General features: G+C 67.2%; 16 protein-coding genes. 1 reads left to right on the top strand and 15 read right to left on the bottom strand.

Annotated features, from left to right (window positions below; translation table 11 throughout):
• Window positions 1–10: 10 nt before the first annotated feature.
• The 14 genes from MMF94_RS15850 to MMF94_RS15785 all read right to left on the bottom strand — a co-directional run bounded on the left by MMF94_RS15850 (window position 11) and on the right by MMF94_RS15785 (window position 19,833).
• Complete coding sequence (locus tag MMF94_RS15850; protein ID WP_241037388.1) at window positions 11–1,381, bottom strand: preATP grasp domain-containing protein; 1,371 nt, start codon at window positions 1,379–1,381, stop codon at window positions 11–13.
• A gap of 22 nt (window positions 1,382–1,403) precedes the next feature.
• A complete protein-coding gene (locus MMF94_RS15845) occupies window positions 1,404–2,339 on the bottom strand; it encodes a 3-oxoacyl-[acyl-carrier-protein] synthase III C-terminal domain-containing protein (protein ID WP_241037387.1) in 936 nt (311 codons plus the stop codon).
• Window positions 2,340–2,409: 70 nt separating this feature from the next.
• Window positions 2,410–3,492: an alcohol dehydrogenase catalytic domain-containing protein gene (locus tag MMF94_RS15840; protein WP_241037386.1), complete on the bottom strand. Its 1,083-nt coding sequence runs from the start codon at window positions 3,490–3,492 to the stop codon at window positions 2,410–2,412.
• Entirely contained in the window at window positions 3,489–5,321 is a 1,833-nt protein-coding gene (locus MMF94_RS15835) for a beta-galactosidase trimerization domain-containing protein (protein ID WP_241037385.1), read from the bottom strand. Before MMF94_RS15835 ends, MMF94_RS15840 begins: the two co-directional genes overlap by 4 nt.
• Complete coding sequence (locus MMF94_RS15830; RefSeq protein WP_241037384.1) at window positions 5,318–6,499, bottom strand: DegT/DnrJ/EryC1/StrS family aminotransferase; 1,182 nt, start codon at window positions 6,497–6,499, stop codon at window positions 5,318–5,320. Before MMF94_RS15830 ends, MMF94_RS15835 begins: the two co-directional genes overlap by 4 nt.
• A 13-nt stretch (window positions 6,500–6,512) precedes the next feature.
• Entirely contained in the window at window positions 6,513–7,538 is a 1,026-nt protein-coding gene (locus tag MMF94_RS15825; RefSeq protein ID WP_241037382.1) for a glycosyltransferase family 4 protein, read from the bottom strand.
• Complete coding sequence (locus MMF94_RS15820) at window positions 7,535–8,521, bottom strand: NAD-dependent epimerase/dehydratase family protein (protein WP_241037380.1); 987 nt, start codon at window positions 8,519–8,521, stop codon at window positions 7,535–7,537. Before MMF94_RS15820 ends, MMF94_RS15825 begins: the two co-directional genes overlap by 4 nt.
• Window positions 8,514–9,821, bottom strand: a complete 1,308-nt coding sequence (locus MMF94_RS15815; RefSeq protein WP_241037378.1) for a nucleotide sugar dehydrogenase — start codon at window positions 9,819–9,821, stop codon at window positions 8,514–8,516. The genes MMF94_RS15820 and MMF94_RS15815 overlap by 8 nt, the downstream gene beginning before the upstream one ends.
• A gap of 1 nt (window position 9,822) precedes the next feature.
• A complete protein-coding gene (locus MMF94_RS15810; RefSeq protein WP_277398743.1) occupies window positions 9,823–11,262 on the bottom strand; it encodes a class I adenylate-forming enzyme family protein in 1,440 nt (479 codons plus the stop codon).
• A 1-nt stretch (window position 11,263) separates the two neighbouring features.
• On the bottom strand, window positions 11,264–11,530 hold the full coding sequence (locus tag MMF94_RS15805; protein WP_241037373.1) for a phosphopantetheine-binding protein: 267 nt from the start codon (window positions 11,528–11,530) through the stop codon (window positions 11,264–11,266).
• Entirely contained in the window at window positions 11,527–12,339 is an 813-nt protein-coding gene (locus tag MMF94_RS15800) for a sugar phosphate nucleotidyltransferase (RefSeq protein WP_241037371.1), read from the bottom strand. The genes MMF94_RS15805 and MMF94_RS15800 overlap by 4 nt, the downstream gene beginning before the upstream one ends.
• 450 nt (window positions 12,340–12,789) lie before the next feature.
• Window positions 12,790–15,567, bottom strand: a complete 2,778-nt coding sequence (gene uvrA, locus MMF94_RS15795) for an excinuclease ABC subunit UvrA (protein ID WP_241037369.1) — start codon at window positions 15,565–15,567, stop codon at window positions 12,790–12,792.
• Entirely contained in the window at window positions 15,564–18,938 is a 3,375-nt protein-coding gene (locus tag MMF94_RS15790) for a non-ribosomal peptide synthetase (protein ID WP_277398742.1), read from the bottom strand. The genes uvrA and MMF94_RS15790 overlap by 4 nt, the downstream gene beginning before the upstream one ends.
• A 253-nt stretch (window positions 18,939–19,191) precedes the next feature.
• Window positions 19,192–19,833, bottom strand: coding sequence for a response regulator transcription factor (locus MMF94_RS15785; protein ID WP_241037366.1), 642 nt, complete (start codon window positions 19,831–19,833; stop codon window positions 19,192–19,194).
• A gap of 174 nt (window positions 19,834–20,007) precedes the next feature.
• Here MMF94_RS15785 and MMF94_RS15780 point away from each other — a divergent pair, with 174 nt between their 5' ends.
• On the top strand, window positions 20,008–20,295 hold the full coding sequence (locus tag MMF94_RS15780; protein ID WP_241037364.1) for a hypothetical protein: 288 nt from the start codon (window positions 20,008–20,010) through the stop codon (window positions 20,293–20,295).
• A 225-nt stretch (window positions 20,296–20,520) separates the two neighbouring features.
• Here the strand turns inward: MMF94_RS15780 and MMF94_RS15775 are convergent, their stop codons facing one another.
• Window positions 20,521–24,444 (bottom strand): DNA-directed RNA polymerase subunit beta', encoded by a 3,924-nt coding sequence (locus MMF94_RS15775; protein WP_241037362.1) that lies wholly within the window; start codon window positions 24,442–24,444, stop codon window positions 20,521–20,523.
• Window positions 24,445–24,459 lie beyond the last annotated feature (15 nt).

Genomic DNA, 24,459 nt, shown 5'->3' with positions numbered 1-24,459 from the left:
CACCACCTCCCTACACGACCGCGAGGCGGGCCGTGATCTCGTCGTCCAGGGCCGTCAGTTCATCGCTCGACCGGGCGACCACCATTCCGTACAACCGCCCGTCGAACGACCGCTCGGTCGAAGCGCCCCGCACCGCACCGGCCGCATTGACCGTGGCGAAGTTGTTGACCAGCAGGCCGCATTCGGTGTTGCGATCGATCATGACGCCGTGCAGCAGCCGCCGCAGATCGTCGAAGGCCAGTTCGGTCCGCAGCCGGAGTACGTAATGCCTGGCGAGAGCAACCTTTCCGGCCCCGGCGAAGGTCGCCTGGACCAAGGCCTGGTAGGTGGACATGTTGTTGCGCGCGTTGATCTCGACCAGCGGGAACAGGCCGCCCTCCGGATCGACCAGCGCGTCCACCCCGACCACGCCGAAGTAGCCGTCGCCGGCGAGCCGCCCTCCGATCCGCTGCGCGGCCTCGCCCAGTTCGTCCAGTTGTGCCGCCGTGAGCGAGACCGGGAACCGGTGCCCTTTGTGCACCCCGCCGTCGGTCAACGCCTGTTTGACGAAGTCGATACGGACCGCGCCGGCGCGGCTCACCGTGAACTGGTAGTTGAGGTCGGCGGCCTTGGGGACCCACTCCTCCACCACCAGGCCGACCCGCCGCTGTTCAGCCGCCCTGCGGGCGATCATCCGGTGCAGCCGACCAAGGCGATCCTCGGTCTCGATCACGGCAATGCCCTTGCCCGAGACGCCGAACGCGTCCTTGACCACGACCTTTCGATCCACGGCGAGCAGGGCGCGGGCACCGGCGACGGCCTCGTCCAGTTCAGCCGGTGTGTCGCACGCCCAGCCCGGCGCCTGCCGCAGACCGAGCTCATCGGCCAGGCGCCTGCTGTAGATCTTGCTGTTGACCGCCTTGCAGATCGCCGCGCCGGGTGCCGCCAGCCGAAGACCGGATCGCCCCGCAAGTTGCTCCTCCAAGGTCGAAACCCCGTGCGGAGACAGCCAGCAACCCTCGTTCGCCAGTTGGGCGAGCCGGGTGATCGTCGCCGGATCAGCCAGGGCGTCCTCGGTGACCACCCGGTGCGGATCCTGGCGACCGGGGATGATGATCCGCGGCAGTTCCAGCCCGAGGTCGGCCAGATAGCCCAGGTAGCCTTCGTCGGGATCCTGCTTGAGGACCACGTGGTCGGTCTCGGTGGCGAGCAGCAGGGCGAACTCGTCCATTCGGTTCACCACGGCCCGGCCGGTCTCCAAGGCGATGCCACGCAGGCCGAGTTCTCCGATCGCCCACTGGCCTTCGACCTCGAAGTTGCCCAGAAACACGAGGCTCGCGTCCGCTGTACCCACCAGCGCCGATTTCAGTCTGGTGTTGAAGTTGTCCGGCAGTACCCGCATGGTTTGTCCTCCAGGATTCTCGTCAGTGCCGTAAAACCATCGCGGAGAATGTCGCGCCGAGGCCGACCGACACCATCATGTAGTACTCGCCGGGACGCAGGCGTCCAGTTTCCGAAACCGAGAGATAGTTGATGAAGGGATCCGCGCAGAAGCAGTGTCCGACTTCCGGAAGGTTTTCGAGGAAGATCCTGTCCATCGGCAGCTCGATACGCTTGGACAGCCTCTTCCACGAGTTGTGATTGACGTGATGCGGAAGGACGAACGTGATGTCGGCCAGGGTGAGGCCCGCTTGCTCGATCGCGGCCAGCATCACCTCGGCGAGGGCCTCGGGATAGAGCTGGTCGAACTCCCTGGCCTGCTCGTGCGTCAGCCACGGCGCCTGGTTGAACTGCCCGTGGGTGCGGGTCACATAGGAAATGACCTCGTCGTGGTCGCCACCCTGGCGAACCAGGATCGCCGCCATCCCCTCGCCCATCACCGCGGTGTCGATGATGAACTTCTGCGAGTAGGCGGTGTAGGCCTTCTCCCCGGTGAAGATCAGCGCCAACGCGTTCGGATCGCCGTCGGCGGCAAGCAGCTTTCCACACACGTCGACGGCGAGCAGTCCGGTCGCACAGGCATGCTGGGTCAGGCAGAAGGTGACGGCGTGGTCGAGCCCCAGCGCTCGTCGCACATCGTGCACCGGATTGCTCGGATAGGGCGCAGCGACGGGCAGGGTGAGCGCCTGCACGACATAGCGCACGTCCTTCTCCCGCCCGTGCAGCTCCGTGAGACCTGCCGCGGTCGACAGCATCTGGTCGGCCAGCCGGGCCTTCGGTTCCCGCCGGATTCGCGAGAATCCGTAGAAACGCTGGAAAAGTCGGATCTGCGTTTCGCTGATATCGAGGCCGGCGAGGGCCTCATCGATGGAAACGCTTTCTGGCGGCAGATAGGTCGCCACGGCCTCCAGGTGCGTCATCGCGCGCCACCTTTCGATTGTTTCCGCTGACAGTGAGCTCGCCGTCTCCGGCAGATATCGGACGATCGCGCTATCGGCCCGGCCGAATAGCCATACCTGGGCTGTCCGCGGCATCGTCGGGCGTCAGGACGACCTTGAACGCCTCCCGACGGTCGAACAGCTCGTAACCTCGCCGCGCGTCGGAGAGCGGCAACCGGTGCGAGATGATCCGGGCGGGGTCGACGAGGCCGGACCGGACCAGCCGGAGGGCCTCGGCGCGATGCCGAATCGGGTCACCGACGGTGAATCGGACGGTGAGCTCCCGTGTGAAGGCGAGCCCGCTCGGAAACGGCATGGCCTCTGCACTGTGCGCACCCACCGCGACAACGGTGGACCGCGGGCCGGCGCTTCGCAGAGCGGACGCCAGCGCGGCGTCGGTGCCGACGGCTTCGAGAACCACCCGGGCGCCCCAGCCGTGGGACACCTCGTCCAGGCTGTCGCGCAGCTCGCCGGGGGCCACCGCATGCATCCCCAGCGATGCGGCCTTCGCACGTCTGCCCGGATCCGGATCGGACACGATGACCTCGGCCGCCCCGAGCGCCGACGCGCACATGGCCCCGAGCAACCCGACCGGCCCGGCTCCGACCACGCCGACCACATCCCCTGCGCCGATTTCCGCGTCGACCGCCGCGGCGTACGCGGTGCTGAGCACGTCGCCGGCGAACAGCACCTGTTCGTCGGTCACATCGTCCGGCGAACGCGCCAGTACGACATCGGCGAACGGGACGCAGACGTACTCCGCCTGGCCACCGGCCACAGGCGGCCCGACCACGGTGGAGTAGCCGAAGATGCTGGCGTGCTCGCAGTGGTAGTGCCAGCAGCGCGCACATCTCGGGCATCGCCCGCAGGCCACCAGATACGAGGCGAATACGCGTTCTCCGGCGGTGAACGGGACGTCCGCCCCGGCATCCACGACGACGCCCGCGAATTCGTGCCCGAGCACGGTGCCCGGCGCGAAGTCGGGCATCTCTCCGCGATAGGGATGAAGATCCGATCCGCAGATCGCCGTGCGCGTGACCCGGACCACGGCGTCACGAGGATTCAGCACGCGAGGCATCAAGAGTTCCGCGTCGACCGTGACCTGGTACGGGCCTTGGAAGACAACGCCTTTCATCGGTCTGCCTCCTCCGGACGTACGTGCACGATCGTCCAGTCCTTGGTCGTCAACTCGACCCGGGCGGTCGCTCCACCCCAGCTGATCTCCGTGTCGCTGGGCGTCACGCCGTGATTGATGAGCACGAGGCGCCGGCAGCCGTCACGATCGTCGGAGAGAATCTCCACGTCCGGATCAGGGCAGGCCGCGACCGGGGCGACTCCTGCGAGAGCGGCGATGCGCCGATAGAAACGCTCCCAGGGCGCGGCGGTCAACCGTTCCGGCCGGTCGAGCTGTGCCTCGAACGGCGCATTGGTGAAGAGGAACCGGCCGTTGCCCACCCGACGTTGCAACAGGCCCGGCGAACCGTCCAGATAGCGACCGATCACCTCCGCGGTGGTGGGCCGCAGCGTGGTGGTCCGCGTCCGCGTCGCCGCCCAGTCGATCGTCCACTCGTCCGAGTCCCAGCTGAATGCCGACTTCCCGGCACTGGGAGGCGCGTAGTCCACGATCTCCGCGCCCACCATCGGCTCACCGGGAAATCCGTGGATATGGTCGCCCAGTGAGAAATAGACGGTGCCACCTCTAGCGCAGACGGCATGCAGCTTCCGCAGATCGAGTAGCGTGACGTGTGCGACCGACGGGCAGATCACGAGGTCGTATCCGGTCAGATCGTCCGCGACGATGTCGAACTCGATATGCGCACGCTTGAGGAGCAGGTAGGAGAAGAACGTCGCCAGCGTCGCGGTCCCACTGTCCAGATAGGACCCACTGTGGGCACGAACTCGCTGCGGGAGGTACACCGCAACGGACGGCCGCGGGCGCCGCGTCGCGAGTTCGGTTGCGGCACCGATGATTCTGCGGTACTCCCGCATCACCGGCTTTGCAGAACCATCCAGCCGATGCAGTCCGGCGAACCGTTCCATCGGGCGGTCCGCATAGGGTTCGGCCTCCGCGGCGATGTCCTGCCAGCACCAGACGAGGATCCCGGACGCGCCGTTGCCGATGGCCGAGGCGGCGGACGCTCGCAGGTACGCCGCCGCGGTCGCGTCGTCGACGCCGTAGCTGCCGAGTTCGTCCACCAAGGGGACACCGTAGGCAGAGGCGAATCGCACCAGGAACGATGTCAGGTTCGTCGCCTTGAACGACAGCGTCGATTCGATCGACCCCGGTGCCCACACGGGGAATCCGTGGATGCCGATCAGATCGAGTGCCGCGCTGTTGTCGGCGCCGAACGGCGACGGTCCCAGCACACCCGAGGCGTCGTTCGCCTGCAGCACGAGAACATTCGGCGCTTCGAGCCGCAGTACGGCGGCCAGCCGGGCCTGCCAGTCGGCTATCTGCTCCGCTGTCGACGCGGCCGCCTCGACCGGATCCACGCAGCCGATCTCGTCACCCAGATCGAAGGCCAGCACGTTGTCGCACCCGCCCACCTCGCGGGCCACGGCCGTGGCGAACTTCTCCTCCAGGGCCAGCATGTCCTCGTCGCGCCACAGGCTTCGGCCCTGCCGCCACGGGAGATCGAGCAGCTGCCCGTTCATCCAGATGGTGAACAGCGAGATCACGCAGGCGAGCTTCGCCTGCGCGGCGGTGTCGACGACATGGCGCAGGCGCTCGAGCATGTCCATGTCGATGCATCCGGGTTCAGGCTCGAAGTCGCGCCAGAACACGAAGAACCGCACCGTGTTCAGACCGGCTTCGGCCATGCGTTCGAAGTCGTGAGCTATCGCGCCGGGATCCCATTCGGTCCATATCCGGCAGCCCGCCGAGGACGGGTGGTAGTCGACCCCCTGCACGAGGAAGGGCCGATCGTCTCGCAACAGCCGGCCATCGCAGACGGTGAAACTCACGGAATCGACCTTTCCGAGGATCGGACGATGCTCTCGGACAAGCCGTCCACGACCAGGGCCACATCGTCGTCCGACATCAGGGCATGCAGCGGCAACGACAGCAGCCGCGCGGCCACCGCTTCGGTGACCGGCAACGGGTGTTCCCCCGAGTCGAACCTTTCGCGGTAGAACGTGAAGTGATGCGTGGGCCGATAGTGCACCGACGTCTGGATGCCTCTTTCCCGCAACTCCGAGCGCACGTCGTTCCGAGCCACCCCTTCCGGGACCAGCACCGCCATGAGGTGCCTTGCCGAATCACCGTCGTAGTGCGCGAACGGTGCGACCAGGCCGGGCACAGCGGCGAGCCGCTCCCGATACGCGGCGGTGAGCACCGCGCGACGACGGCGATCGTGAGCGAGCTTCTCGAGCTGGATCCGGCCGATCGCCGATGCGATCTCGGTGGGCCGGTAGTTGAGGCCGATGCCGGCAACGTCGTAGTCGGCGGCACCGCTGTGCAGCCGGTCCCACGTGGAGGAGGAGAGGCAGTGCGACCGGGCGGCGCGGATCACGTCCAGCAGCGCCGGATCACGCGCCACGACCATTCCACCCTCTCCGGTGGTGAGGTTCTTGGTCGCGAAGAAGCTGAAGCAGCCGACATCTCCGAGTGTGCCGAGCATGGCGCCTGCGGCCTTCACGACCGGTGCGTGGGCGGCATCCTCGATCAACGCGACGCCGTACTCGCCGGCGAGCTCGGCGAGCGCAGCAACGTCGGCCGGGTATCCGCCGTAGTGCATCGCAACGATGGCCTTCGTCCGGTCGGTGATCAACCTGCGCACATCAGCCGGATCGATCGTCGGATCGGTTTCCGACCGGATGTCGGCGAACACCGGCGTGCCGCCCTGCAGGGCCACCATCGCGGCCGAGGCCACGAAGCTGAGCGATGGCACGATCACCTCGTCGCCGGGCCCGATCCCGAGGGCGAGGACCGCCAGATGCAAGGCTGCGGTCCCGCTGCTCACCGCAACGGCGGCTGGACATCCGAGCGCTTCGGCGAAGTCGCGCTCGAAGGCGCGGGTCTGCGGCCCCGGCGACAACCATCGTGATCGCAGAACCGCGGTCACCGCCTGGATCTCTTCGTCGTCGATGGTGTTGTCCGCGAGACTGACTCGCCACTGCGGAGCCGTTGTCGTCTGTGGCATCGAGGTCTTCATCTCAGTAACCGGCCTCCACACTCGCCGCCACTCGGTCCCAGGTGAAGTTCTGCCGGACCCGCGTCTGCCCGGCCCGCCCCATCGCGGACCGGATCTCGACGTCGGACAACAGGTGGACGAGTGCTTCCGCGATCTCCGCCGGCCGAGGCGTGACGATCAGGCCGTCGACACCGTGCTCGACGACGCTGTCCGCTCCCACGAAATCGCCGCTCACGACCGGCTTTCCGCACATCCACGCCTCGAGGAAGACCAGCGGGAACACGTCGGCGCTGCTCGGCAGGCACAACACGTCGGCGGCCGCGATCGCGTCGTGTTTGGTCTGCTCGTCCACCGCGCCGAGGTCGAAGATCCGCGGATCCGCATGTGTGCGGAACGTTTCCGCCGCAGCCGCATCGGTGTTCGGCCCGAGGAACAGGAGTTGCGTGTCAGGCAGCTCGCGCCAGATCAACGGCGCGGCCCGGAGCAACTCGGCGTATCCCTTCGAGGGGATCCGCCGACCGGCGAATACCACTGTCGGCCCGTGCAATCCCAGCCGTCGGCGAAATCCGGTCGGATCCGGGCGGCCGCGAAGATCGGGAGCGTGTGGAATCCGGCGTATCCGATCCGGTGTCGCGCCGAATCCGGACAGCACCCGCGCCTCGGCCGACGTCAGCACGTAGATGACTCGGGCCTGGCGGCACGCGGCGCGCCCCAGCTCCGCGTCGGGCCACAACTGCGGTGCGGTCGCCGGTGTGAGCGCCATGCGGGCTCCGCCGCGCCGGGCGAGATCGAGCGCCATCGCCACGTATTCCGGCTTGGCCAGGTCGTAGGCGTGGACGACATCGGCCTGCCAGTCCTGCGCGAGGTCCCGATCAGATCGAACGGGCCGCACCGCCTCGCCGTCCAGGTCGGCCGGTGGCGGGGAGTCGGTGAGCGCGGTGACGGAATGGCCACGCCGGGCGAGGCTTTCGCTCGTCCGCCACGCCATCCGCTCAGCGCCGGCAGGCGCGGACGGGTAGCCGCCGAAGGTGATCAGAACCTCGCTCATCGACCATCCCGGTCCGTGTTCGTTCGCCGGTGGCGCGAATACCAGTCGAAGGTCGCGCGTAGCCCGGCATCCAGATCGACCCTCGGCTCGTACCCGATGCAGCGCCTCAGCTCCGACAGCTCCGGCAGCCGACGATCGGGGGAGCCGGCGGGCGGGTCGTAGACGGCGATCTCGGGCCGTCCGCCCGCCAGGGCGAGGACCCGGTCAGCGAGGTCGCGTATCTTGGTTTCCTCCCGGTCGTTTCCGATGTTCACGATGATCGGATCCACGGTGTCCAGGCGAACGATGCCGACCGTGGCATCGACCGCATCGTCGATGTAGCAGAACGCCCTGGTCTGCGCGTCGCCGTGAATGGCGAACGGATCGGCGCCGGACAGTGCGCGCTCGATGAATTCGGGAATCACGTGCGAGTAGCCCATCTGCGGGCCGTAGATGTTGTGGTACCGGCCGATCCGGATCCGGAAGTCGGAACCGCACTGCAGGAAAAGGGCTTCCGACACGGTCTTGCTGAGGGCGTAGGAGGCCCGAGGCGCCCGCGGCTCGGGAAGTACGAACGGCAGGTTCTCCGGTGACGGGAACGGAGCCAGCCCCATCCGCAGGGCACCATCGGCGACCTCACTCGTGGAGCTGAGGAACAGCGTCGCGGGCGATGTGAGCCGGCACCAGTCGAGAAGGTTCAGTGTGGCCAGCACATTCGTGCGCAGCACATGACTCGGATTCTCGTTCGCCCGGCGTACGCCGACGACGGCCGCCAGGTGATACACGGTGTCGAAGTTGCCAGGCAGCAGTCCGTGCGGGATCGGCCTGGTCAGATCGTGCTCGACCACGTGGGGCCGCCGCTGCCCGTCATCGGGCTCGGCAGCGGCGCGGCCGCGCGAGAAGTCGTCCACGACAACGACCTCGGCGCCCTCACGCAGCAAGCGGCGGGCAAGGTGCCGGCCGACGAATCCGGCGCCGCCCGTGATCAGAACGCGCTCAGCCACGGCCCAACCTCAGGTAGTCGACATCGGGCATGCCGCAGAGCTCGGAGTCGAGCAGACCCCACATGTCGAAGACGATCGCGGGTTTTCGCATCCGCGCCCACACGAACTCGGCGTCCAGCTCCCGATAGCGCGGGTGGTCGACGAGCAGGATCAGCACGTCGGCGTCGGTCAACCCGTCGGCCAGACTCGCCGGCTCACAACCCGTACGCGCGATCCGGCTCGGGTCGACCACGAAGTCGTGACCGGCGAGCACGGCCACCCGGTCGCGCAGGGCCGCCGCCACCTCCACCGAAGCCGCGCCGCGCACGTCATCGGTTTCCGGATGTCCCTTGTAGGCGATGCCGCAGAGGAGGACCTTCGCGTCGGCAAGTGACCGTCCCCTCGTCGCCAGGGCGTTCACCACCACGTCGATGACGTGGCCCGGCACGCGCTCGTTGACCGCACGCGCCGCTGCCACCATCGGCGGCCGGTATCCCGCCTCGGCAGCCGAGTGGATGAGTAGGTACGGATCCTTGATCAGGCAGCTCCCGCCGACGAAGCCGGGACGGGACAGGTCGGGCCGCGGATAGCGGAGGTTGGCCCCGGCGATGACCTCGTTCGCGTCGATACCCAGCGCCGACGACATGAGGGCGACCTCGTTGCCGAAGCCGTAGATGAGGTCGGTGTGCGCGTTGCACACCAGCTTCACCATTTCCGCGGCCTCCGGCGAGGAGACGATCACCTGATCCTCCGCAACGGGCTTCAGCAGTCGGCAGGTTCGGTCGAGAGACCGGTCGTCGAGCGCGCCGATGATCTGGGGTAAGGACTCGATCTCGCGCAGTGCCTGTCCCTGGATGATCCGCTCGGGACACATGGCGAGCATCGGAGCGTCGACGTGGGCTTTCAGCAGCGGCAGCAACGTGCGCCGGCAGGTGCCGACAGGCACGGTGCTACGGACGACGACGAGCGTCTCCGCCGACATGTGCGCGGCGACGTGCTCGGTGGCTGCGACGAGGTGGCGCAGATCGGGCTGTCCCGTGGCCGAGTCGATCGCGGTCCCGACACAGATGACGACCGAGCGCGGCGCCAGCTCGGGCAACCGGTCGGTCACGGTGAAACGTTCCGTGGGAACGGAGTTCAGCAGCTCCGTCACGCCGGGTTCGACGAACCGGGGCCTGCCCGCAGCGAGGGAGGCGCGCACCTCGGGATCGACGTCGACGCCGACCACTCGCCGGCCCGACCGCGCCAGCGACAGCGCCAGCGGCAGCCCGACGTAGCCGAGGCCGATCACCGCGACGTAGTCACCCGTGGACTCGGTCATGTCATGCCCTTTCTTGGATGAGTCGCGGAACCGACACCTTCCCGAGCGCCGTCCTCGGCAGTTCGGATACGACGTGCACGCGGTGCGGCACCTCGTACGGCATCAGCCGGGAGCGACAGAACCTGAGCAGCTCCGCCACGCCGGTCGAACCGGTGAGCACAACGGCCGCGTGGATCTCCTGCTCGTCACCTTCGGATCCGGCGCCGTAGACGGCGATCTCGGCGACCTCGCGATGTTCGGCGATCAACCGCTCGATACGCCGCGGGTTGACCTTCCGGCCACCGACGTTGACGAAGGTGTTCTTGCGTGCAACGACGAAGACGTGGCCCCGCTCGTCGACGCGCACCAGATCGCCGGTGTCGTAGAACCCGCTGCAGGCATCGGGCGCCGCGGAGTCCAGGTAGCCGTCGAACATGGTGGAGGTACGCACGAGCAGCCGGCCCGCGCCATCCTGGGTCGTCGCATCGTCGTCGGCCATCCGCCATTCGACACCGGGTGCGAACCGGCCCACCGAGCCGTCCGGCCATGGCTCCGCGCGGTCGTAGGCGCAAGCGACCAAACCTGTTTCGGTACTGCCGTACACCTGGTGGATGCGGACGCCCAACCGGTGCGAGGCCGTGGCCGCCACCCGCTCCGACAGCGGCCCGCCCGAGGACAGTGCGAGACGAAGGCTGTTCTCCTGGCGCGCGGGGCTGCTCGCCGCCGCGATGAGCTCGTATCCGAGCGGTGTGCTCAGCATTACCGTCGCGCCGTCGTGGAGGCCCGCTACCAGGACTCGGAGATTGAAGCGGTTCAGGGTCAGCAATCGGGCACCGGAGACGAGCGCGGCCGCCAGTCCGCCGATGAGCCCGAACGAATGTGCGAGCGGAACCGTCACGAAGACGCTGTCGGCATCGGTCAGTCCGTGGACCTCGCGATAGATATGGCCGCCCCGCACCATGTTGTCCACGCTGTGGCGGACGATCCGTGGCTCGCCGGTGGATCCCGAGGTGAGCTGGTGAATCATCGACCCGCCCTCGCCGGGCGCCGGCGCCCGCGACGGCCCGGCCGTGAGCTCACCGAAACTCAGGTAGGTGAGCCGGGTGGACACGCTCGTCGCGAGTCCCTCCGGTCCGACCACGCACGAGGGTGCGGCCCGCAAGACCGCCGACTGTTCGTCGGCCAGATACGAGTTGGCCGATTCGACCAGCAGCACCTCGCGCGAGGCGATGGCCAGCCCGAGCAGCACCGTTACACAGGCGATGCTGTTGTCCACGACCAGGACCACCGGTCCGGCACCGGCCGGGAGTCCGCGAGCCCGCCTGGCCACGGCCGACGCGGCGTCGCACAGCTGCGCCCAGGTCACCGATTCCCAGCCGGTCGGCGTGCCAACGCTCATCGCGACTGTGCCAGGGGATTTCTCGGCATGCCGGTGGAGCAGGTCGAGTATCGAAGGTTTCATGTCAGTACCTCTCGAATACGACCGCGAGCGCCTGTGGCGTACTGTCGTCGAACATTGCCAGCACGAGTTCTTCGTGCAATCGCTCCGCTCGTGCAGAATCATCAGGTCCGTAGCGGACGACGAGTTCGGACAGGACCTCCATTGCCCGATACGAGTCGCCGCCCGCGCCGAAGAAGTCGTCGGTGGCGGCGAGGGGAGGGAGAGCCAGAACGTAACCCATGGACTTCCCTATGATCGTGATGAGATCACCCGCATCCGGTTCGCTCATTTGACGAGTGAGATGCTCAGTTGCGGTCGGCCATTTGTTCCCGTTGCCAGCGGCGGTCGCACCTCGGTGTTCGCCTCGTCGAAGGCCTCCTGCCCGATCTCCTCACTCGGATAGAGGTAGTGTTCCTGGTTCGCCAGGAACAATCGTTCAGCATTTCTGTAGGTGGTCGGCGTGCCGATGTCGTGCCATTCGTCTCGAAACGCGTAGGCGTTGACGCGCTCACCCTTCCGCAGAAGGGTGTCGATAACGTCGGGCATGTCCACCCGGACACCTTCCGGTATACAGTTCCGGATCGAAGGGTCGACGACATACATTCCCGAGCACACGTCGATCGCCAGGGACGGCTTCTCCCATATCGCCTGCACCTGCGTGTCACCGACCTGGAGAACTCCCAGCTCGACGGGAATCTCCCGACGCTGGAACGCGACGGAGAGCACACTTCCACTCCGTTCGTGCATCCGCTGGAAATGTGCGAAGTCCAGCGTGGTCAGCACATCGCCGTTCATGACGACGGCCGGTGAATCCCAGTCGGGCACGAGCAGTAGCGGTGCCGCGGTACCGGACGGCGGATCGTCGGTACAGTATTCGATCGTCAACCCCAGCAGTTTGCCGTCCCCGAATTCCGCGCGGATCATCTCGCCGAGATGAGCGGTGCACAGTGTCACGCGGTTGAAACCGTAGGCGCCCAGCCTTCGGATGATGATCTCGAGAATCGAGTACCGGCCGAGTCTCATCAGCGGCTTCGGCCGAGACTTCGTAAACGGTAGCAGGCGCGACCCCTTACCTCCGACCAGAATGACGGCATGCACGACCTCTCCTGCCCCGAACCGCGGTTCGCCACGGAAATCTACAGCAATGTCGAGTATCGTCGACGATCAAGAGTCACGTAATAATCCGACGGGCGCGCAGTCGAGCTGGAAAATCGACCCTAGCCGAAAGTCAGCACCCACGCGCGGGCCGGCGGTGCTTTGATACCCGGCAGACCCCAGATTTTTCCTCATCGATGCGACAGTCATATGACAGCGCCGGATTTGAGGATTGATGGGCTGCCCGTCGCCACGACATCAGGCCTCCCGGTCAAAGAATTCCCGGTACTCGCGACGGCTCGGCTCCCGCCGGCTCGCCCCAGCAGTTCGAGCCGCGGCGGGGCGTGCCTCTCCGACCTGGTCCACGCTCTTGTCCGACGCACGCCGAGCTCACCTCGAGGCATGCGCGGAGGCCGTGGCCGATGTCGCGGAGTCGCTCGCTCGGGGTGCGAGTCACCCACGTACGCGCGATGTGACGGCCAGAGCCTCGGACAGGAAGGGTGCCAACGCACTCCGCGCATCAGCGGCGATGGTCTCCGGCGTACCCTGCGCGACGATCCGACCGCCGTCCGCGCCACCACCGGGACCGAGGTCGATGACCCAGTCCGCCGAGGCGATCACGTCCACATTGTGCTCGATCACCACCACGGTGTCGCCGCGGTCGACCAGCCGGTGCAAGAGGCCGATGAGCAGGCTCACGTCGGCGGCGTGCAGCCCGCTGGTCGGCTCGTCCACGATGTAGAGGGTGCGCGCCGAGTCCAGGTCGCGCAGCAGTTCGCGGGACAGTTTGAGGCGCTGGGCTTCTCCCCCGCTCAATGTCGCGCAGTTCTGCCCGAGCCGAAGGCCGCCGAGTCCCACCTCGTCGAGCATGTTCAGCGCCCGCGCGATCCTCGCCCGCCCACCGAAGAACCCGACAGCCTGCGAAACTTCCAGGTCCAGCACGTCGGCGATGGTCAGGCCGTCGAGCCGGGCGTCGAGCACGTCGGCGTTGTAGCGCCTGCCACCGCAGACCGAACAAGGCACGACGACATCGGCCATGAAGTGCATGGGCATCGCCTGCTCACCGGAACCGCGACAGGTCCAGCATTGGCCGGCCTCGGAGTTGAACGAGAAATGCGTTGTGGTCCAGCGGCGTTCGATCGACAGCGGAAGCTGGGCGAAGAGCTGCCGGATCTCGTCGAAGATGCCGATGTATGTCGCCGGTATCGAACGGCTCGAACGTCCCATGGGGTCCTGCGCGGCGCCGATCACTCGGCCGAACACGTGGTGGCCGCGCAGCGTGTCCAGGACGTCACGGCGGCCGGGTTCGCCGTTGATCGAGGCTGCCACCTCGGGTTCCAGAATCCCTTTCACCAGCGAGCTCTTACCGCTCCCACTCGGTCCGGTGATGCAGATCAGCACATCCAAGGGGATGGACACGTCGATCCCGCGCAGGTTGTGCAGGCGGGCGCCGGTGAGGACGATGTGCGCGGCAGGATCCGGCTTCCGCCGTTCGGGACGGCCACCTCCCGGCACGTCCGCACCCCTCAGATACCGGGCGGTCAGCGACGACGGATGCGCCATCACCTCCCCCGGCGGTCCGACCGCCACGAGCTGCCCGCCCGCGTTGCCGGCTCCCGGGCCGATGTCGATGAGGTGATCGGCGGATCTCATCATCTCGGCATCGTGCTCGACGACGATCACGGTGTTGCCCGCGTCCCGCAGTCTCCGCAGACTCTCGATCAGCCGCCCGGTGTCGCGAGGGTGCAGGCCGACCGACGGTTCGTCCAGGACGTATACGACACCGATCAGGCCGCAGCCGAGTTGTCGTGCAATGCGCAGCCGCTGGCCCTCTCCGGCTGACAACGCGGGCATCTGCCGGTCCAGCGACAGGTGGTCGAGACCGACCTCGCAGATGTGCGAAAGCCGTTGGAACAGCTCGTGAACGATCTTCTCAACCGCTTCCGCGACGACACCGGACAGCTCCAGCTTCGACACCTGGTCCAGCCACCGCGGCAGTTCGGCTATCGGCCGTGCCATCACCTCGGTGATATCGAGTCCGTCCAGGCGGACCGCCCGCGCGTCGGCATTCAAACGCGTGCCGCCGCACTCCACGCAGGACTCGGTGATCATGAACCGGTCGTAGTTGTGCCTGCGCCCGTCAGCCGCTGCGGACCGGGCGAGCCTGTCGATCTGCGGTACCAGACCCGAATCGGTCCGGCCAGGTAGAAAGGCTTTGACCTCGGCGGACAGCGGCCGTGACGTCTCACCGTGGATCACGATGTCGCGCAATGCGGCCGGCAGGTCGCACCAGGGCGTGTCGAGTGCGGCGCCGAACAGGGTCAGCAGCTCCGGAAGGTCCCGCACCGGCCAGTAGGTCTTCTTGGGTTGACGCCGCCGGTCACCATAGAACGCCAAGGCCCCCGCCCGGATCGAGAGGCCAGGGTCGGCAATCATCTTCTCTGCGGACACCGCGATACGCGTACCGAGTCCCTCACAATCCCGGCACATTCCGTCGGGCGTGTTCGGGCTGAAGAACCGTGACGAGACCGCGGTTGCCCTGCGGCCGCACCGGGCGCAGAGGTGGCCGGGCGCCAGATACAGCGGGTTCCCGCCGTCCGGTTCGATCACCAGCACGGCGTCATCGCGGGCTCGCACAGCCGCGACACCGCGACGGATGTGCTCGGCGTCTCCCGAATCTCCGTTCAGGCGAACGACATCGAGCGAGTACCGGTGATCCAGTGGTGAGCCGGGACTCTCCACCGGCAGCGTCCACCGCGGTACCTGGCCCAGCCTGACGGGCCCGTCTCCCAGCGCGGCGAGCGCCTGGGCGAGCAACTCGTCGGCGGTCCGCGGCACCACGTCCGCTCCACAATGCCGGCAGGTGTGCAGGCCCGCCCGCGCGAAGAGCAGCCGTAGGAAGTCGCCCACCTCGGTGATCGTGCCCACCGTGGAGCGCGGATTGCGGCCCGGCGCATGCTGCTTGACCGCGATCGTCGGACCGAGCCCGCTGACCGCCTCGACCTTGGGTTTGGGGACCTTCTCGAAGCCGCGGCGCATGTACGGCGACAGGCTCTCCTGGTACTGGCGCTGGCCTTCGGCATAGATCGTCCCGAAGGCCAGCGACGACTTACCGCTCCCGGATACACCCGTGATCACCGTGATCGCGTTCCGCGGGATCTCGACGGTGATCGACCGCAGATTGTTCTCCCTGGCTCCACTCACCCGGATCGACAGCTGGTCGGTGTTCACGCCACCGCCCCGTGCTCGACGAGCTGGTCGACGATGCCGCGGATCGTCGGCTGCATCAGGAAGCGCACCACCCCCAGTTCGATTCCGAACTCGCGCAGCACCGCGGTCAGCATGGCCGTCACCGCCAGGGAGTCGCCCCCGAGTGCGAAGAAGTTGTCGTCGGCACCCGGCGACTCGCCCTGCAGCGCCTGTGACCAGATCGTCCGGATTCGCTGCTCTGCCGCGGAGAGCTCATCGGAGCCCGCCAGGCCGTGGTCGCGCTGGGTGGTGACCGATGCGGCGATCGCGCCGCGGTCGAGTTTCCCGTGCGCGGTGAGGGGCAACGTGTCGATGACGTTCACGCGGGCGGGAACCATGTAGGACGGCAGCCGGTACTGCAACGTCAGCCGAACCTCGTCCCCGAGCAGCTCCGTGCCGGATCGCGGCACCACAGCGGCGAGGATGCAGTCACCCGAGAGGGTGTGCTCGGCCCATGCCACCGCCCCGGACACCCCGTCGATCGCCCGCAGCGCCGATTCGACGTGCGCCAGTTCGACCCGGAAGCCACGCACCCGGACCTCCCGGTCCCCGCGTCCCGCGAATATCAGCTGCCCTTCGGTATCAAGGTAGCCGAGATCTCCGGTGTAGCAGCTGGGCATGTCCCGATCGGACGGCACTCCTGTCCGGAATCCGCCGGTGCGCTCCACATTTCCGGCCGACAGGTACCCCATTCCTGCCGACCCACCGGCCACCACCAGTTCGCCGGCCACACCCGGCGGGACCGTTTCACCCCATTCGTCAACAACGAACACGCGGGTATTGTCAATCGGTCTTCCGAGGGGGACGTCCGCACCGACCGGCAGACCGGTCACCTCGGAGTAGGCGACGTATCCCGTTGTCTCCGAACTTCCGTACAGATTGACCAACCGGCATTCCGGCAGCGCCTCTCGGACCCGACCCAGCAGATCGGCATCGAGCTCCTCGCCGGTGAAGGCGCATACCCGCAGGGTCGTCAGTGCCTCGGGCGCCTCGGGGAGCGAGTGCAGCATCGTCCACATCAGCGACGGCGTCACCAGCAATCTCGTTCCCCGGTACCGGCGCACCCACTCGGCGGTCGTGCGGGCATCGGATGCCGCCGTGTCGGGCAGTACGGCGAGGGGGACCCCGGCCAGGAGCGGCGCCAGCGTCTCGGTGATCGCGTCGACCGGGCTCGCAAGACCGTGCACGACGGCCACTTCCCCCGCCTCGTAGGGGAAGGTGTTCCACGTCCAGACGCAGCGGTCGAGCAAGCCGCGATGGCTGCCTGCCACGACCTCGGGCTTGCCGGCGGGGCCGAGATCGGCGACCAGCCATGCTGGATCGTCGGGCCGGCACCTCACCGGCGCGCCGGTGTACGGCGACGCCGCCGCCACGTCGCCGGCGGAAATCACCACAGGCCCTTGCGGATTCGTCTCTCGGCCACCGACGAGGACCGCGGGTCGGCACGCACTCATCAGCCGGTCGCGCTGCCAACCGGACCATCCCGGATCGATCATCACCACGACCGCGCCCACCGACCAGGTCGCAAGCATCGCGGCCACGGACAGCGCCGAATTCGAGACATCGACGGCGACGACGTCGCCGGGAGTCACCCCGTTCTCGACGAGGCAGCCGGTGACCCGATCGCGCAATTCTCCCAGTTCGCGAAAAGTCACGTCGGACGTCGTTCCGTACAGCGCGATTTCGCCGCCCTGGCGGGCGACGACCGTCTCGAACAAGCCGCAGATATCGACATCCGGCGAGCCGCTGACGTCGATACTGTCGATCTGCGCGAGCTCAGCCCGTGTCGGACGCAGCAGCTCGCGCAGGGTGATGTTTCCGTCTTCCGGGAGCGCCCACGCGAGTTGCTCGAATACAGACCCGAGTTCAGCCACCTCTTCGGCGGTGAGCACCTCGGTAGCGTACTCCCAGCTCAAATGCAGTATTCCGGAAACACGGATGGCTTCGAGCATGAGATCGAACTTGGCCGTACCAGTATGCATCCACAACGGCTCCGTGACACAATCCGCAAGCATCAGCGGCACATCGTCGTTGTTCTGCAGAACCATGACGACATCCACCAGCGGGGTGCGTGCCGGGTCCGGGGCGCGACGGGTGCGAACCGCGAGCTCCTCGAGGGGCACTCCCTGATGGGTGAACACGTATCGCCACTCCTCGCGCAGCGATTCGATCAGCTCGCCGAATGTGGCGTCGGGCGACGCCGTGGCACGCACCGGCACGGTGTTGGTGAAGTAGCCGACAGTCCCGTGGTCCTGCGGCCGGCTGCGCCCCGCGACGACCGTTCCTATCAGCGCATCCCACTGCCTGGTCCGCCGCGCCAGACACACATGCAACAGCGCGAGCAGCACGACGAACAGCGAGGTCCGCGACTCCTCGGCCAGCCTGGCCAGCTTGTCCCCGATCTCCGGCGGCAGATCGGTGTAGAGCACCTGCCCCTCCAGAGAGCGAGTGGGTCGGCGCCTGCGCCCGTTACCGAGTTCGATCCGCTCGGGCAGCGGCAGCAGCCGTGCGGCCCACTCCTCCGCCTCTTCCTCCATCCCTGTCGAACTCCGTTGCCACTGCGCGAAATCGCGGTAGTCGACGGATTCTCCGGGGCCCGGATCATCGCCGGCGTACAGAGCGGCCAGTTCGCGATAGATGATGTCCATCGACCAGCCGTCGATCGCAATGTGATGCAGGATCACCTGCAACAGCCACTCCTGCTCACCTGTGCGCCAGGTGCGCACCCGCAACAGGCGGCCACTGGTCAGGTCGAACGGCTCCTGGATACCGCGTTCGGCCGCCACCTCGGCCTCCGACCACGGTATGACCTCACGATGATGCACGACATCGACCGATGGCCCTGCCCGACCATCTCGATCGACCGCCGGATGGTCCGGCGCATAGCGCGTCCGCAACGCAGGATGCCGATCGACAAGAGCCCGCACGGCCCGATCGAGCGCTGCAAGATCGAGCATCCCCGTTACCCGGAAACCGCCGACGGAGTGATAGGTCGAACGGTCCCACTGATACTGGTGGGCCGTCCAGAGCCGTTCCTCGCCGAAGGACAATTCCGTCGACGGCGCATCCTCGGACTCCCCGGCGACCTCCTGTTCCAGGGAATCCAGCACGATCCGCGCGAGCGCTTCTCCGGTCGTACCGTCGAGCAGCGCCTCAAGAATTGTCCCGTCCATCGCGGCCGCGGCGTTGAACTCGAACGCGATCCGACCAGCGGCCTTCAGCGCACGCAATGAGTCACCCCCCAAATGGTGGAAACTCTGCGTCAGGTCCGCATCGTCGATCCCGAGCACCTCGCCCAGGATCCGCTGCACGGCCTCGGTCACCTCCGAGTCGGTTATCGCAATGTCAGTCATGCTCCGGGCCTTCCGCTGTACGTCGGGACATTGCATGGAGCAGCACTCGTGGAAGTCGTTGCACGCCACTTGGTCTCAGCCGCACGAGCCCGAGTATCCGAGCACGGGCATGACCGGATAAGCCCCGGGCGAGCGCACGGTCGACCTGGATGAACGGCTACGCATTCCCGATGCGGTGGAGACGGCGGCGTGCACCACCGCCGGCACTCCGCGACGGTGGACCGCGAGCGGCGCGTGGTGGTCCCCCGCGGCCTCAGACCGTGACCCCGGACGCGCCACGCAGGAGAGCGAACCTGGTCAGCTCAGCCTTGTTGCCGATACCGAGCTTGGCGCGGATGCGCTTCACGTAGGTGTCCACTGTGTGCGGGCTGATCCGCAACCGGCTCGCGATCTGGCCGTGGGTCAGCCCGTGCGCGATGTGCGTCAGGACCTGAGATTCGCGCGTCGACAGCGTCCGACCAGCGAGGTCACCCTCGGCCGCGCGCCGGCGCGTGGTCCCGGCCTCGCTCGCCGTCGGCGCGAAGAGCATCGTTCCTGCGCCCGCGACGACCTCGCAGACCGCGTCGACGACGCGGTCGCACGACACACCCTTCTCGACGATGGCGGACGCGCCGTCAACGAGCAGCGACGGTTCGGCGTTGACCACGAGGACAGGGGTGTCCGTCCATCTCGGAGCGACGAATTGCAGGTGGGGCTCCAGCTCCAACGTCTCGGCGTCGATGATCACCGCATCGGCAAAGATCGACGGGTCCCCCTCTCCGGGCGATGTCTCCGCCACCAGCACGGAAATGCCCGACTGCCGCAAGAGATGGACCAGCCCCATTCGATAGATCGGACACAGCGCGAACACATCCACTCTAATCATGAGACGTCCCTCGAATTGTCCGGACGGCATCGGAAACCTGCCTTGATCGGCACGCCACGCCGTGCGAGCGGACTCAACTCGTCGCCGCACCCGGCCGGCGCCCATGACTCGGCGGTGCGGTCGGCGAATCCGATCACGCCGCTACCCTGCTCTACGGAAACCTCATGGGCGCCGTGGACACCAGCCAACCTCAAAGATTGTTCCGTGATCTACAGCACAATCGAATATTGGCCGGTGCATTTACTTGCTGTTGCCATGGTCAATAGCCCGATTGTACTGATAGTGGATATTGTCGATCTTGTTGCCATTTGCGGTGATCAATCTTCACCATCGGCACTTTCAATGGAATCGCGGATCAATCAGATCAACACGATGTATCCCCTGGTCGGCAAGTCCGTGCGAAAGACGCAGGGATGCACAGCTGACGGATTCACGCGGGTCGTCGCGACACGGCGGCATATCGACGCCGGCGGGGACACACTGCTTCCATAAGGGCGGCGTGCCACTGATCCCCTCACACCACCGTCGCGAGGAGATGCGCTGCTGAGCGTCCAGAGCACGGGGGTATGGGAATCGCAGCGTAGAGACCGAACTGTGTGCAGGCGAACAAAGAACGGGGCCGGACACCGCCACGGGAGAGCGGTATCCGGCCCCGTTCGGGACCTGCCTTCGGCATCAGGCCCTCCGCCGTCGCGGAGGGCCTGATGCGCCTACCGGTTACCGGTAGTCGCGCCCGAAGTCGTAGTCGTCCAGCGGCACCGCGGCACCGGTGCCCGTGCCGAACACGTCGGGGCTGTAGTAGCCGTCGTCGTAGCTCGGCAGCGCGTAGGCGGCCGCGCGGGCCTCCTCCGTGGGCTGGACCTGGATGTTGCGGTACCGGTTGATACCGGTGCCGGCCGGGATCAGCTTGCCGATGATCACGTTCTCCTTCAGCCCGACGAGCTTGTCGCGCTTTCCGTTGATCGCGGCATCGGTGAGGATCCTGGTGGTCTCCTGGAACGAAGCCGCGGACAGCCACGACTCCGTGGCCAGCGAGGCCTTCGTGATCCCCATGAGGACCGGGCGACCCGAGGCCGGCTCGCCGCCCTCGGCCACCACCTGGCGGTTCTGCGTCTCGAACTCCGCCCGCTCGGCGAGGGCGCCGGGCAGGAACTCGGTGGAGCCGGAGTCGATGATCGTGACCCGCCGCAGCATCTGGCGGACGATGACCTCGATGTGCTTGTCGTGGATGTCCACGCTCTGCGTGCGGTACACCTTCTGCACCTCACGCACCAGGTGCAGCTGCACCTCGCGCGGGCCCATGACACGCAGCACCTCGTGCGGGTCGGCCGTGCCCTCGAGGAGCAGCTGGCCCACGTGCACGTGGTCGCCGTCGGAGAGCGGGCGCTCCTGGCCGTCGACCGTGGTCATGGCCAGCCACTGCCGCTTCGACAGCTTCTCGTAGACGATCTCCTCGCCGCCGTCGTCCGGGGTGAGGGTGATCTTCCAGAAGCGGTCGCCGTCCTCGATCGCGATGCGGCCGTCGACGTCGGCGATCGGTGCCTTGCCCTTCGGGACGCGAGCCTCGAAGAGCTCCTGCACGCGGGGCAGACCAGTGGTGATGTCGTCGCCCGCCACACCACCGGTGTGGAAGGTACGCATCGTCAGCTGGGTGCCGGGCTCACCGATCGACTGCGCCGCGACGATGCCGACCGCCTCGCCGACGTCCACCAGCTTGCCGGTGGCCATCGAGCGGCCGTAGCACATGCCGCAGATACCGGTGGCCGACGCGCAAGTCAGGGCGCTACGCACCTTGATCTGCCGGACACCGGCCGCGACCAGCGCGTCGAGGGCGGGGTCGCCCAGGTCGTCGCCCCGCCGGACGACGAACTCGCCGTCGGGACCCATGACGTCCTCGGCGGACGAGCGGGCGTACACCGAGGTGCGCAGGTAGCGGTGCGGGATGAGGCGACCGTCGCTGGTCTCCTCCGTGACGGGCATCGTGATGCTGCGCTCGGTGCCGCAGTCGACCTCGCGGACGATGACGTCCTGCGACACGTCCACCAGACGACGGGTCAGGTAACCCGAGTCGGCCGTGCGCAGCGCGGTGTCCGCCAGACCCTTGCGGGTGCCGTGCGTGGAGATGAAGTACTCCAGCACCGACAGGCCCTCACGGAAGTTGGCCTTGATCGGACGGGGGATGTACTCACCCTTCGGGTTGGCCACCAGACCACGCATACCGGCGAGCTGCCGGACCTGGGTCATGTTGCCCGCCGCGCCCGACTTCACGATCGTCGGGATCGGGTTGTCCTCGGGGAAGTTCTCCTCCATCGCCCTGGCCACCTCTTCGGAGGCCTGGCTCCAGATCTTGACCATCTCGTCGTTGCGCTCCTGGTGGGACAGGGCGCCCCGCTGGTAGCGCTTGTTGACCTGGTCGGCCTTGACCTCGTAGCCGTCGAGGATCTGCTGCTTGTTCGGCGGCACCACGACGTCGGAGACGGCCATGGTGACACCGGACCGCGTGGCCCAGTAGAAGCCGGCGTCCTTGAGGCGGTCGAGCACCTGCGCGACCTCGGTCATCGAGTAGCGCTCGGCCAGGTCGTTGATGATCGCGGCCTGACGCTTCTTCGGCAGCTGCTCGTTGACGAACGGGTAGTCGCTCGGCAGGAGCTCGTTGAACAGCACCCGGCCCAGCGTGGTCTCGGCGAGCCACGGTGACCCCGGCTGCCAGCCGTCGACACCCAGCTTCGCCGCGACGTCCGCGGGCGGAACCGCGTCGGTGAGCCGGATCTTGATCGGCGCCTGCAGGTGAAGTGCCTTGCGGTCGTAGGCCATGATCGCCTCGGCCGGCGAGGAGTACACCTGGCCGGAGCCTGCGGCGTCGTCGCGCTGCCGGCTGAGGTGGAACAGGCCCGTGACCATGTCCAGACGCGGCATCGCCAGCGGCCGCCCGGAGGCGGGCGACAGGATGTTGTTGCTGGACAGCATCAGGACGCGGGCCTCGGACTGCGCCTCGGCCGACAGCGGCAGGTGCACCGCCATCTGGTCACCGTCGAAGTCGGCGTTGAACGCCTCGCAGACCAGCGGGTGCAGCTGGATGGCCTTGCCCTCCACCAGCTGCGGCTCGAAGGCCTGGATGCCGAGGCGGTGCAGGGTCGGTGCGCGGTTCAGCAGCACCGGGTGCTCGGAGATGACTTCCTCCAGCACGTCCCACACCTGCGAGCGGCCACGCTCGACCATGCGCTTCGCGGACTTGATGTTCTGCGCGTGGTTGAGGTCGACCAGCCGCTTCATGACGAACGGCTTGAACAGCTCCAGCGCCATCTGCTTGGGCAGGCCGCACTGGTGCAGCTTCAGCTGCGGGCCGACCACGATGACCGAACGGCCGGAGTAGTCGACGCGCTTGCCGAGCAGGTTCTGGCGGAACCGGCCCTGCTTACCCTTGAGCAGGTCGGACAGCGACTTGAGCGGGCGGTTGCCCGGTCCGGTGACCGGACGGCCGCGACGGCCGTTGTCGAACAGCGCGTCGACGGCCTCCTGCAGCATCCGCTTCTCGTTGTTGACGATGATCTCGGGCGCGCCGAGGTCGATCAGTCGCTTGAGGCGGTTGTTGCGGTTGATGACCCGGCGGTACAGGTCGTTCAGGTCGGACGTGGCGAAGCGGCCACCGTCGAGCTGCACCATCGGGCGCAGGTCCGGCGGGATGACCGGGACGCAGTCGAGCACCATGCCCATCGGGCTGTTGCCCGTGGTCTGGAACGCCGCGACGACCTTGAGGCGCTTGAGGGCGCGGAGCTTCTTCTGCCCCTTGCCACTGCGGATGGTCTCCCGCAGGTTCTCGGCCTCGGCCGGGATGTCGAAGTTCTGCAGAAGCGTCTGGATCGCCTCGGCGCCCATCGCCCCGGTGAAGTAGTCGCCGTAGCGGTCGTAGAGCTCGCGGTAGAGCCCCTCGTCCGCGATCAGCTGCTGCACGTCGAGCTTCGAGAAGGTGGTCCAGATCTCCTCGAGCCGGTCCAGCTCGCGCTGGGCACGGTCACGGAGCTGGCGCATCTCGCGCTCGCCACCCTCCTTGACCTTGCGGCGGACGTCGCTCTTGGCGCCCTCCGCCTCCAGCTCGGCCAGGTCGGCCTCGAGCTTCTGGGCCCGCGCCTCCAGGTCGGCGTCGCGGCGCTGCTCCACCCGCTTGCGCTCCACGCTCATCTCGTTCTCGAGCGTGGACATGTCGGTGTGGCGCAGCTCCTTGTTCACCGAGGTGATGACGTATGCCGCGAAGTAGATGATCTTCTCGAGGTCCTTGGGCGCCAGGTCGAGCAGGTAGCCCAGGCGGCTCGGCACACCCTTGAAGTACCAGATGTGCGTGACCGGAGCGGCCAGCTCGATGTGGCCCATCCGCTCACGACGCACCTTGGCGCGCGTGACCTCCACGCCACAGCGCTCGCAGATGATGCCCTTGAAGCGGACGCGCTTGTACTTACCGCAGTAGCACTCCCAGTCGCGGGTGGGACCGAAGATCTTCTCGCAGAAGAGCCCGTCCTTCTCCGGCTTGAGGGTGCGGTAGTTGATGGTCTCGGGCTTCTTCACCTCGCCGTGGGACCACTGTCGGATGTCCTCAGCGGTGGCCAGGCCGATGCGCAACTCGTCGAAGAAGTTGACGTCGAGCAAATTCGTGTCCTTCGT

This window comes from Pseudonocardia alaniniphila (assembly GCF_022524485.1).
Taxonomy (GTDB): domain Bacteria; phylum Actinomycetota; class Actinomycetes; order Mycobacteriales; family Pseudonocardiaceae; genus Pseudonocardia; species Pseudonocardia alaniniphila.
Note: the sequence above shows the minus strand (reverse complement) of the source record. Positions and strands in the feature narration are given on the sequence as shown.

Bases quoted from the DNA above. Each gene is read 5' to 3' on its own strand.
- MMF94_RS15790 (WP_277398742.1), bottom strand. From the start codon at position 18,938: ATGACTGACATTGCGATAACCGACTCGGAGGTGACCGAGGCCGTGCAG.
- MMF94_RS15825 (WP_241037382.1), bottom strand. From the start codon at position 7,538: ATGAGCGAGGTTCTGATCACCTTCGGCGGCTACCCGTCCGCGCCTGCC.
- MMF94_RS15810 (WP_277398743.1), bottom strand. From the start codon at position 11,262: ATGAAACCTTCGATACTCGACCTGCTCCACCGGCATGCCGAGAAATCC.
- MMF94_RS15785 (WP_241037366.1), bottom strand. From the start codon at position 19,833: ATGCCGTCCGGACAATTCGAGGGACGTCTCATGATTAGAGTGGATGTG.
- MMF94_RS15815 (WP_241037378.1), bottom strand. From the start codon at position 9,821: ATGACCGAGTCCACGGGTGACTACGTCGCGGTGATCGGCCTCGGCTAC.
- MMF94_RS15845 (WP_241037387.1), bottom strand. From the start codon at position 2,339: ATGACGCACCTGGAGGCCGTGGCGACCTATCTGCCGCCAGAAAGCGTT.
- MMF94_RS15850 (WP_241037388.1), bottom strand. From the start codon at position 1,381: ATGCGGGTACTGCCGGACAACTTCAACACCAGACTGAAATCGGCGCTG.
- MMF94_RS15805 (WP_241037373.1), bottom strand. From the start codon at position 11,530: ATGAGCGAACCGGATGCGGGTGATCTCATCACGATCATAGGGAAGTCC.
- MMF94_RS15830 (WP_241037384.1), bottom strand. From the start codon at position 6,499: ATGCCACAGACGACAACGGCTCCGCAGTGGCGAGTCAGTCTCGCGGAC.
- MMF94_RS15840 (WP_241037386.1), bottom strand. From the start codon at position 3,492: ATGAAAGGCGTTGTCTTCCAAGGCCCGTACCAGGTCACGGTCGACGCG.